Source organism: Intrasporangium sp., from assembly GCF_030452765.1.
Lineage (GTDB): Bacteria > Actinomycetota > Actinomycetes > Actinomycetales > Dermatophilaceae > Intrasporangium_A.
In genome coordinates this window covers 1-9,189 of record NZ_JAKDLO010000172.1, presented here as the reverse complement: position 1 = coordinate 9,189, position 9,189 = coordinate 1, and the positions used below count along the sequence as shown (strand labels likewise).

Sequence of the window (9,189 nt, the reverse complement as noted above, 5' to 3'; positions counted from 1 at the left end):
CGCGCTAGGGGCCGGTCAACTCCTCGCCTCGCTGTCCGCCGGGGCCACCAGCGCGCTCCTAGTTGTGTTGGCCGAGGAGCATCTCGGCGTCTCCGGCAGCGGCTACGGGATGCTGATCGGGGCGATCGGCATCGGCGCGGCGCTCGGCCCGCTAGCGCTGCTCCGACTTATCCGCGACCCCCGGCGGCCGGTGTTTGTGTTCGGCCCGTTCGCTATGCGCGGCGTCGTAGACCTGGCGCTTGCTACGTTCGCCTCGCCGGCGGTGGCCGTGTGCTCGCTGGTCGCTTACGGGGTGGGAACGTCAGGGGCGGTCACCTTCAACTCGATGCTCCAAGCAGAGGCACCTCAGCATGCCCGGGGGCGCATCTTCTCTGCGATGGACGTGCTCTGGCAGGGCGGGAGACTCATCTCCTTGGGCGTGGGCGGCTTGCTGGCTGACACTTGCGGGATCACCGCGGTCTATTACCTCGGCGGCGTGCTGCTGCTGGCCGCCGCCGGCGTGGGCCTGACTGCCGCCCAGGACCAGTCCACGTAACTGATTCCCACGGTACCTTTGAGGTCCGCGCACCCCGGCAATCCCGAACAGCCGGACATCGGTAGAACCGGTAAATCACGGACGCCTCCGTGGTGACCGGAGTCCTCCGCGTGAGGGCGCTTCAGGTTGCGTCATTCGGGCTCCCTTTGGTGTCAACCGGTGACCGAGGCGGTCATCGGTGCCGAGGACTTCCTTGCGGACTTAGGTGCTGTAGAGGCGGTTTCGCGGGTCCGTGAAGTGGCTGATCCGAAGTGTCGATGTGCGGGAGCAGGTCGACCGCCCTGGATTCTCAGTCGCTCCGCAGGCCCGGCCGTCGGTTCGAGGGGAGATCTGGCTGATCGCGGCGATGTGGTTCATGTGGTTCATCCGCCGGTTCTCGGCCCGGGTGAGCCGGTGACGGGGCCGTTCCCTCGCTACCCTGGCCTGGAGGTGATGGCCGGACGCCAAATGAGCCCCCGAAATGCCGGCTTCGGCCGCGTGTACCCGGCCAATATCCGGCCATCGCATCCTCATGGCATAGTCATGGCCCACCCGCGGCGCTGGGGCCTTTCGTCTCGGCGCCCGCACCGGAGTCGCGCTCCTGAGCTTGGGGGGTCCAGTCAATCGTTTGGTTCGGCTCTGCCCATAGCCGTCAACGACCGCTATGGGTCGCCCGCTGGCACGATGGCGCTCATGGACATCCTGAGGTCGATCGCCCTGTTCGTCGTGGCTGCGGTGGCCGAGATCGGGGGTGCGTGGCGCGTCTGGCAGGGGGTGCGCGAGCACAGGGGCTGGGTCTGGATGGGGGCCGGGACGATTGCGCTTGGCCTGTACGGCTTCGTCGCGACGCTGCAACCAGACCCTCATTTCGGCCGCATCCTGGCCGCTTACGGCGGTGTCTTCGTCGCCGGTTCGCTGGCGTGGGGGCTGGTGGTCGACCGATTCCGTCCCGACCGTTATGACGTCGCCGGCGCACTCCTCTGCCTCGGGGGCGTCGCCGTCATCATGTATTCACCCCGCACGCAGTAGCAGTATTTCTGCCCCGGGGATCGTCGCGCCTTCTGCGCCGGCTGCTGGGGGACACTGGTCGGCCAGCAACGAGCCGTACCAATGGGCTAACATCGCCCTATGACGATGACAACCGAGCTAACCGATGCAGTCCCGGTCAGTGAGGCGGGCGCGTTGGACGCAGCCGTCTGCCTGTTCCACGGGTTCAGCGACCGGTCGCGGCTGACGATCGTGCAGCACCTGGCCCTCGGGGAGCATCGGGTGGTCGATCTGACCGGCCATTTGGGGTTGGCGCAGTCGACGGTGAGCCGGCACCTGGCATGCCTACTGGACTGCGGGATCGTGACGGTCCGCGCGCAGGGGCGTGCGTCGGTGTACTCGCTGGCTCAGCCGGAGGCGACGTTGGAGTTGCTCGCGGCGGCTGAGCGGCTGCTGGGGCTGACCGGGGACGCGGTGGCGCGGTGTCCGCGCTACGGGATGGGGAAGCGGTCGTGAGCGCCGAGGCATACAGCGCCACGGCTCCTGCATTCAAGGCAGCAGTAACTGCGGACAGGCGCCGTCTGTTGGGGCGCCGGGCGCAGATGCTGGCTGGCGCGTCGGTCGGCTACAACACGCTCGAGGCGGTCGTCGCGGTCGCGGCGGGAGCGGCCGCGTCCTCGGCGGCGCTGGTCGGCTTCGGGTTGGACTCGCTGGTCGAGGTGGGTAGCGGCCTGGTCATCCTGTGGCAGTTCCGCCATCCGCTGCCCGAGAGCCGGGAACGGCGGGCGCTGCGGCTGATCGCGGTCTCGTTCTTCGCCCTGGCCGCCTACGTGACGGTTGACTCGCTTCGGGCCCTTACCGGGGCTGGGGCGGCGGAGGGCTCCGGGATCGGCATCGGGATCGCGGTGGCGTCCCTGCTGGTGATGCCGGTCCTGTCATGGGCGCAGCGGCGCACCGGCCGGGAGCTGGGTTCGGGCAGTGTCGTCGCCGACTCGAAGCAGACGCTGCTGTGCACCTACCTCTCGGCCGTGCTGCTGCTCGGGCTGCTTGCGAACGCGTTGCTGGGCTGGTCCTGGGCGGACCCGGTGGCCGCGCTGGTCATTGCCGCCGTCGCGGTCCGCGAGGGCCTCGAGGCCTGGCGCGGCGAGACCTGTGGCTGCGCCCCGACCGGGCCAGGTCTCGACTCTGAGGGCAAACAGGGCAGCCCCGGCGCGGGCACCGACGGCTGTTGCGGCACGACGAGAATCTCAGAGCCCCCTGACGTTAGCGTCCTGCCGCTACCCACGGCGCGCGGTCAGTCGTGAGCAACGGGCACGTCCACGGGCATGACGCTGCGGGGCTGGCCGACCATCGCGGTCGGCTCGCCGCGGTGCTCGGCATCACCCTGACCGTGCTTGTAGTCGAGGTCGTCGGCGCGTTCATCTCCGGCAGCCTAGCCCTGCTGGCCGATGCCGGGCACATGTTGACCGATGTCGCTGGCCTGACCCTGGGGCTGGTCGCCGCGGTCCTGGCCCGGCGCCCGGCGACCGCGGCGCGCACCTGGGGCTACCGGCGTGCCGAGGTTCTGGGCGCGGCCGCGCAGGCCGGGGTGCTGCTCGCGGTCGGGGTGTTCGTGCTCGTCGAGGCAGTGCGGCGGCTGTTCGAGCCGCCCGAGGTGACCTCCGGGGTCATGATCGTCTTCGGCGTCGTCGGTCTGGTCGGCAACCTGGTCGGCCTGGCCATCCTCGCCCGCGGTCGCGGCGCGAACCTGAATATGCGGGCCGCGTTCCTCGAGGTCGTCAACGACGCGCTCGGATCGGTCGCCGTCCTGGTCGCTGCGCTCGTCATCGCCACCACCGGGTGGCTGCGGGCCGACGCCGTCGCCTCGCTGGTGATCGGGGTGCTGATCATCCCGCGCACGCTCCGGCTGCTGCGCGAGGCAGTCGACGTGCTGCTCGAGTCGACCCCGAAGGGCCTCGACCTGGAGCGGGTCCGGAGCCGGATCCTGAGGCTGGGACACGTCCGCGATGTGCACGACCTGCACGCCAGCCTCGTCGCGACGGGACTGCCGGTGCTGACCGCGCACGTCATCGTCGACGAATCCTGCTTCCACGACGGGCACCTGGGCCCCATGCTCGACGAGCTCCAGGCCTGCATCGCGTCCGACTTCGACGTGACCCACTCCACTATCCAGTTCGAGTCCGCAGCGCACGCCGACCACGAACACCAGACGCACGCCTGACCTCACCGCACCGGACCACCGACTGGGTTTCTCGGAATACTCGCGACAGTGAGTCATCCCATTCTGGTGCTCCTCCCTTGTCAAGCCGTGCTCGGAAGAGGTTCTCAGCCGATCCTGACGCACAGGGTCTTGGGACTGTCCGATGAACGGTGGACTGGCCCAACACGCCGGAGGGGTCGGCGAGGAAGGCTGGTCACCCGGATGATCGAGACATTCGAGGGCATGAACTCGATGCCTAGCAAGCGGTGAAGGCGGTGAAGCCACAAACTCGCTGGCCACCCAAGCGAACGGACAGACGGGGTCGAAGTGGAGGCTGTTCTCCCCTCAGTCGTCTTCGGGTCCGCCCGGGTGCTTGTCTGTCGCCTGTGTAGTCCTTGGTGCCGGCATGCGTCCGTTCGTCGGCGTACGTCGTTTGTAGTTCCGGGCGGCCAGGATGTGACAGATGTCGGTGTCTGTGCAGTCGGCCGGATCGAGACGCTGGCTGCGTTCGCGGAGCTGTTCGAGCTCCTTCTCCAATGCTGCGAGCTCCCCCATGCGCCGGCGGACTTCCACAAGCTTGCCTTCGATGAGCTCCGTGACGTGCGTGCACGGACGGGCGCCCTGGTCGCGCAAGTCGACGATGCTGCGGATCTGGACGAGGGTGAGGCCGGCGGCCTGGGCGGTGCGGATGAACTTCACGCAGGTAACGGCGGAGTCGTCGTAGCTTCGGTACCCGTTGCCGCCGCGCGCCGGCGCCGGCATGAGGCCTTTGCGCTCGTAGAAGCGGATGGTCTGGCTCGGCAGGCCGACGGCTTCGGCGAGCTCTCCGATCAACATCGCTCCAATCTACCTCTTGACCTTGTAGCGCGGATCAGGGTTTAGCGTCGTTGGCATGGAGATCACCTTGTTGTACTTCCATGGTTGTCCCAACTGGGTGGTCGCTGAAGAGCGGCTCGCACAGATCGCCGCGGAACGCCCGGATGTCAACGTGACCAAGCACCGGGTGGAGAGCGTGGAGGAGGCCGAACGGATCGGCTTTCATGGGTCGCCGAGCATCCGCGTGAACGGCGTCGACGCCTTCGCGCGCCTTGGTGCCGGAGTCGGTCTTGCCTGCCGGGTCTACGCCACCCCGCAGGGTCTGGCGGGTGCCCCGACGCTCGAACAGCTCCGTGAGCTGATCAGTGATGCTGATCAGGTCGGCACGGCTGGCACCCCCGCTGGCAACGCCCAGAATCCAGTTACCGGCGGGGATCCCCGGAAAGGCTCTGTGAGATGAGTACGGAGCACGACCTGATCGTGATCGGCGCCGGCATGGCCGGCCTAGCGGCAGCCAACAAGTGTGCCTCCAAGGGATGGGACGTCGCGATCGTTGACGCGCTTCCGTACGGCGGCACGTGTGCGCTGCGCGGCTGTGACTCGAAGAAGATTCTGCGGCGGGGCGCAGAGATCATCGACAGCGCCCGACTCATGCGCGGCAAGGGCATCGACGAGGGTCAGCTGTCGATCAACTGGACCGACCTGATGAGGCACAAGCACGGCTTCACCGATCCGGTACCGCACACCATAGAAGCAAGTCTTGCACGCAACGGCGTGGCAACGCTGCATGGCGACGCCAGGTTCACCGGCGCCAACCGCATCGAGATCAGCGGCCGCACGTACACCGCAAGACACTTCCTGATCGCCACCGGTGCCCGAGCGCGACCCCTCGACTTCCCCGGACACGAGCATCTGATCGACAGCACCGAGTTCCTCGATCTGGACGTACTCCCGGCCCGGATCCTCTTCGTCGGTGGCGGGTTCATCTCCTTCGAGTTCGCCCACATCGCAGCCCGTGCCGGCAGCTCCCCGGTCATCATCGACCGAGGGCCGCGCCCGCTGAAGGCGTTCGACCCAGACCTCGTGGAGCTCCTCGTTGATCGGGGCGCCGAGGTAGGGGTCGCCGTACGTGGCGCCACCACACTGACAGCGGTCGAGCGGACGACGTCGGGATACCGGGTCGTCGTCGAACACGCGGGCCAACGCCAGACGATTGAAGCCGACCTCGTGGTGCATGGCGCCGGCAGGCAACCTGATCTCGAATCTCTCGACCTCGACGCCATCGGGGTCGCCTGGAGCCCGCGTGGGGTGACCGTCGCCCGGCACCTGCAAAGCACCAGCAACCACAGGGTTTACGCCGCGGGCGACTCTGCTGACACCGCGGGCATGCCGCTGACCCCGGTCGCCGTGTCGGAGGGCAAGGTCGCCGCCTCCAACATGCTCAAGGCCGCCACGACCGTCCCGAACTACGCCGGCATCCCGACCGCGGTCTTCACCATTCCAGAACTCACCCGAGTCGGCCTGCTCGAACCGGAAGCCCAAGAGCTCGGCCTGGAGGTCGACGTCCGCTACATGGACACGAGCAGCTGGTACTCCAACTATCGAATCGGAGAGACAACAGCCGCAGCCAAGATCCTGATCGACCGATCCAGCGACCGCATCGTCGGCGCGCACCTGCTCGGCCCCGAATACGCGGAACTGGTCAACATCATCGGGCTCGCCATGAGGCTCAACCTCACCACGCGAGAGCTGAAGTCCATGACCGCTGCCTATCCAACCGTCGGTTCCGACCTCGGATCGATGCTATGACGCCACACGAGCTCGTTCGCGCAGCGCCGCGTTTGAGACGGAATTCGACAGTGCGACTAGGGGCGATGCCGTATCCGCGGCTGACGACTCGCCGACGCTCAGCTCGCGCTTTATCCGGACGCCGAGGATGGCGCGGTGGCCAGCGATGCGCGGGCCTTGGCGAGCCAGCGTTGGCCGGTTCGCGGTGTCGCCGGCCAGCCTCGATGGGTGAAGGCGTCGGCGACGTCCTGGCCGCTGACGGTGTCGTCGCGACATACGAGGGCGACAGCGACAGCCAGGCGTGCGGACGGACCGTCCGCCGGCGGGGGCGTTTCATCCGTGTGGATCTCGCTGTCGCCTCGGGTGTCCCCCGAGATTCCCGGGATCGGGGACGACTCAGACGTCAGCTGTGCGTCAAGGTGATGGACTCGGCCCACCTCCGTCAGCCACGACGACAGCTGTCCGGACAGTCGAGGGTCTGTGGCTGGGACGTGTCGCAATAGGCGGCGGTGGTGTAGGTCAAGGCGGCGGCGAGCGCGCAGCGCTGCGCGTGATGCCGGGCGTGCCTGCCGGGTGCGCTGCAGGTCGAGGGCGGCGGTAGCGACGGCGAGCATGAGCCGGTGTCGCTTGGCTTCGCGGCGTGTCGGTGCGCTGTCGGCGCCGTGTCGATCGCCGGTCAGGATGCGATGCCAGAGCCACGCCGCGACCAAGGGCGCGGCGACACGGACGGCGGCCGCGAGAGTCGAGCGCGCGTCCAGCTCCCAAGTGGTGACGCCGTGCAGGTCTGGCTGTCCGACGAGTTCGTGCGCCGCGGAGAAGACGCCGCTCACCATGGAGAACACCCACGTGGAGAGCAGGTCGGCTCGCGCTGACCGCCCGCGCAGGACGGCGGACCGAGCCAGCAGCGCCGAGGAGACGAGCGCGAGCTCGAGGAATACCGCCAGGGCGACGGCGACGGTGGCGGTCAGGCGCAGCACGTCGATGCCTACCGAGATCATGCCTTGCGCGGACAGGAGTGTCGGCATGACCGCAGCCGCAGCCGTCAACGCGACAGCAGCGGTGTCAGCGGACAGCCGGTCGGGATGGCGCTGGGACTGATGGTGTCGGGCGTTTTCGGACATGTTGTGCCTCCTGACCGGACAGGTCTTGATAGGTCTGTCGCTCCATAGGGCCCGAAGGGCCGTTGAGTCGGCACCCGGTCGGCGGGACCTGTGGATAACCCGGCTGGCTTGGGCAACCCTGTGGAACGGTCGATCTCGACGAGCGCATCCGCCCGTTGTGTGGTGGGCTGGGTGCGGCAGACAGCGAGTACGCCCGTTCTCCACCATCGGAACGGGCCCGCGCCGAGCTCCGGGAGGGCTGAAGCAGCGATTCGACAGGCGCCGTGTCCACTGACCGCTGCCCCGTGCGAACAGAAATCCCTTGGACCAAGGTGATCGCCCGCAGGAACATCCTCGCCTTAGGCCACATGAGACGTGAAGGAGATGCCATGACCATCCACGCCCGACGGGCCGTCGTCGGAGTCGCGTTCGCAGCCGTCCTGGCGACCGCGGCGTGCACCGACCCTGCGGCGCCCCCGACGACCACCACTGCGGTGCCGCCCACCGCTACGCCAACGACCACGACGTCGACGACCGCAGCCGATCCGCAGCTGGCAGGCGCGGAGGCCGCCGTCGCGAAGCTCTGGGGCTTGGTCGATGCCCTGGGCGCCGACCCGCAGCGTTCTTTGGATGAGCTGACGACTGTCGCGCGGGACCAGAGCCTCGAGACCTGGCGGGAGCTGCTGACCCAGCGGCGTCGTCAGGGACACAGGCAGATTGGCAGCACGACGATCGTCTCCTCTGATGCGGCGTCCACGGGCGGCAAGCTCACTGTCGACACGTGCATCGACGTGAGCAAGACGAACCTCGTCGACAAGGACGGCAAGTCCGTCGTCGCAGCGAACCGCTCGCCTCGTGTGCGATACGCCTTCGTGGTCGAGCGGGGGACGGACGGCGCGTTCTACGTGATGAAGGACGAGGCGGTGGAAACGTGCTGACACGTGCCTCCGTGATTCCCACCGTTGCCTTGGCGTTGAGCCTGCTCGCCGCCTCGCCCGCATCAGCAGGGGATCCGGTGACATGCCCGCCACCGTCGAAGCTGGACCCCCAGAGTGGTGTCTGCACCATCGTTGTCACCGACCCGGGAGACCCAAAGTCCCCACGACCCGAAGGTGGTGGCGGGCAGAGCGGCGGAGGCGCCCCCAAAGCGTGTGTCAACGCCAACGGGGACGAGCTGCCCTGCCGGGACGGCGCGTCGTGGTGGAGCAACGCATGGGGCTGCTACGTCAAGCCGCTGACCCCGCAGCCACCCAAGAGCGACCCACGCTGGGCCGGCCACACCGACGGCGCGATCTACGAGTGCTACGACCCGCTCGTGGCCGCCATCGGCGGCATTCCGATCACCTACCGCTGGGCGGCGGCTCCGCCCGCCGGACCGGCCGCCCCGCCGGACCCGCGCGTGCTGGCGCAGTCCGCGATCGCGCAGATGCGGCTGAAGGCTGTGTCGATCGGGATCGTCCCCGAGCCGGTGGCCGGCAGGGTCGGGATCATCGGCATGCCGACCTGGATGTGGGTCCAGGACCCCGGCCCGTCAACGTTGGGGCCGATCACCCGCACCGCATCCGCGGGCGGGTTCTCGGTGACCGCCACCGCCAAGGCCGACCGGATCGTCTGGCAGATGGGCGACGGCACCGTGGTGACCTGCCGCGGATCGGGCACCCCGTACGCGGACTCCTTTGGTCGCCAGTCCAGTCCGGACTGCGGGCACACCTACACCCGCCAAGGCGCCTACACCGTCCGGGCCACCTCGTACTGGACCGTGGACTGGTCCGGCATGGGCCTGT

11 protein-coding genes are annotated in these 9,189 nt (G+C 68.3%); 9 read left to right on the top strand and 2 right to left on the bottom strand.

All coding sequences use genetic code 11. The features are described 5' to 3' along the window. From L0H79_RS17795 to L0H79_RS17775, 5 genes are all read left to right on the top strand, one after another. The coding region (locus tag L0H79_RS17795) for an MFS transporter (protein ID WP_301485985.1) at positions 1–535 on the top strand (535 nt) is incomplete at its 5' end. A gap of 672 nt (positions 536–1,207) precedes the next feature. Beyond that, a complete protein-coding gene (locus L0H79_RS17790) occupies positions 1,208–1,543 on the top strand; it encodes a YnfA family protein (RefSeq protein ID WP_301485984.1) in 336 nt (111 codons plus the stop codon). Between the two features lie 99 nt (positions 1,544–1,642). Continuing rightward, the gene (locus L0H79_RS17785; protein ID WP_301485983.1) at positions 1,643–2,017 is read left to right on the top strand and encodes a helix-turn-helix transcriptional regulator; all 375 of its coding nucleotides are present in this window, start codon (positions 1,643–1,645) and stop codon (positions 2,015–2,017) included. Positions 2,018–2,103: 86 nt separating this feature from the next. Then, positions 2,104–2,805 carry a cation transporter gene (locus L0H79_RS17780; protein ID WP_301485986.1) on the top strand — a complete coding sequence of 234 codons (702 nt, stop codon included), beginning with the start codon at positions 2,104–2,106 and terminating at the stop codon, positions 2,803–2,805. Beyond that, positions 2,802–3,722 carry a cation diffusion facilitator family transporter gene (locus L0H79_RS17775; RefSeq protein ID WP_301485982.1) on the top strand — a complete coding sequence of 307 codons (921 nt, stop codon included), beginning with the start codon at positions 2,802–2,804 and terminating at the stop codon, positions 3,720–3,722. Before L0H79_RS17780 ends, L0H79_RS17775 begins: the two co-directional genes overlap by 4 nt. A gap of 324 nt (positions 3,723–4,046) precedes the next feature. Here the strand turns inward: L0H79_RS17775 and L0H79_RS17770 are convergent, their stop codons facing one another. After that, positions 4,047–4,538: a heavy metal-responsive transcriptional regulator gene (locus tag L0H79_RS17770; RefSeq protein WP_301485981.1), complete on the bottom strand. Its 492-nt coding sequence runs from the start codon at positions 4,536–4,538 to the stop codon at positions 4,047–4,049. Between the two features lie 55 nt (positions 4,539–4,593). Between L0H79_RS17770 and L0H79_RS17765 the strand changes: the two genes are divergently transcribed. Both L0H79_RS17765 and L0H79_RS17760 read left to right on the top strand, forming a co-directional pair. Beyond that, positions 4,594–4,977 carry a thioredoxin family protein gene (locus L0H79_RS17765; protein WP_301485980.1) on the top strand — a complete coding sequence of 128 codons (384 nt, stop codon included), beginning with the start codon at positions 4,594–4,596 and terminating at the stop codon, positions 4,975–4,977. Then, positions 4,974–6,326 (top strand): NAD(P)/FAD-dependent oxidoreductase, encoded by a 1,353-nt coding sequence (locus L0H79_RS17760; protein ID WP_301485979.1) that lies wholly within the window; start codon positions 4,974–4,976, stop codon positions 6,324–6,326. Before L0H79_RS17765 ends, L0H79_RS17760 begins: the two co-directional genes overlap by 4 nt. A 110-nt stretch (positions 6,327–6,436) precedes the next feature. Here L0H79_RS17760 and L0H79_RS17755 read toward each other — a convergent pair whose 3' ends face one another. Next, positions 6,437–7,426: a hypothetical protein gene (locus L0H79_RS17755; protein WP_301485978.1), complete on the bottom strand. Its 990-nt coding sequence runs from the start codon at positions 7,424–7,426 to the stop codon at positions 6,437–6,439. A 368-nt stretch (positions 7,427–7,794) separates the two neighbouring features. On the opposite strand from L0H79_RS17755, the gene L0H79_RS17750 reads away from it, so the two are divergent. Both L0H79_RS17750 and L0H79_RS17745 read left to right on the top strand, forming a co-directional pair. Then, complete coding sequence (locus L0H79_RS17750) at positions 7,795–8,343, top strand: hypothetical protein (RefSeq protein ID WP_301485977.1); 549 nt, start codon at positions 7,795–7,797, stop codon at positions 8,341–8,343. 77 nt (positions 8,344–8,420) lie between these two features. Next, positions 8,421–9,189, top strand: a 769-nt coding sequence (locus tag L0H79_RS17745; RefSeq protein ID WP_301485976.1) for a hypothetical protein, incomplete at its 3' end; no start/stop codon positions are given.

Excerpts from the sequence above, each read along its gene's own strand:
- L0H79_RS17765 (WP_301485980.1), top strand. The coding sequence starts at position 4,594 with ATGGAGATCACCTTGTTGTACTTCCATGGTTGTCCCAACTGGGTGGTC.
- L0H79_RS17790 (WP_301485984.1), top strand. The coding sequence starts at position 1,208 with ATGGACATCCTGAGGTCGATCGCCCTGTTCGTCGTGGCTGCGGTGGCC.
- L0H79_RS17785 (WP_301485983.1), top strand. The coding sequence starts at position 1,643 with ATGACGATGACAACCGAGCTAACCGATGCAGTCCCGGTCAGTGAGGCG.
- L0H79_RS17750 (WP_301485977.1), top strand. The coding sequence starts at position 7,795 with ATGACCATCCACGCCCGACGGGCCGTCGTCGGAGTCGCGTTCGCAGCC.
- L0H79_RS17780 (WP_301485986.1), top strand. The coding sequence starts at position 2,104 with ATGCTGGCTGGCGCGTCGGTCGGCTACAACACGCTCGAGGCGGTCGTC.
- L0H79_RS17760 (WP_301485979.1), top strand. The coding sequence starts at position 4,974 with ATGAGTACGGAGCACGACCTGATCGTGATCGGCGCCGGCATGGCCGGC.
- L0H79_RS17755 (WP_301485978.1), bottom strand. The coding sequence starts at position 7,426 with ATGTCCGAAAACGCCCGACACCATCAGTCCCAGCGCCATCCCGACCGG.
- L0H79_RS17770 (WP_301485981.1), bottom strand. The coding sequence starts at position 4,538 with ATGTTGATCGGAGAGCTCGCCGAAGCCGTCGGCCTGCCGAGCCAGACC.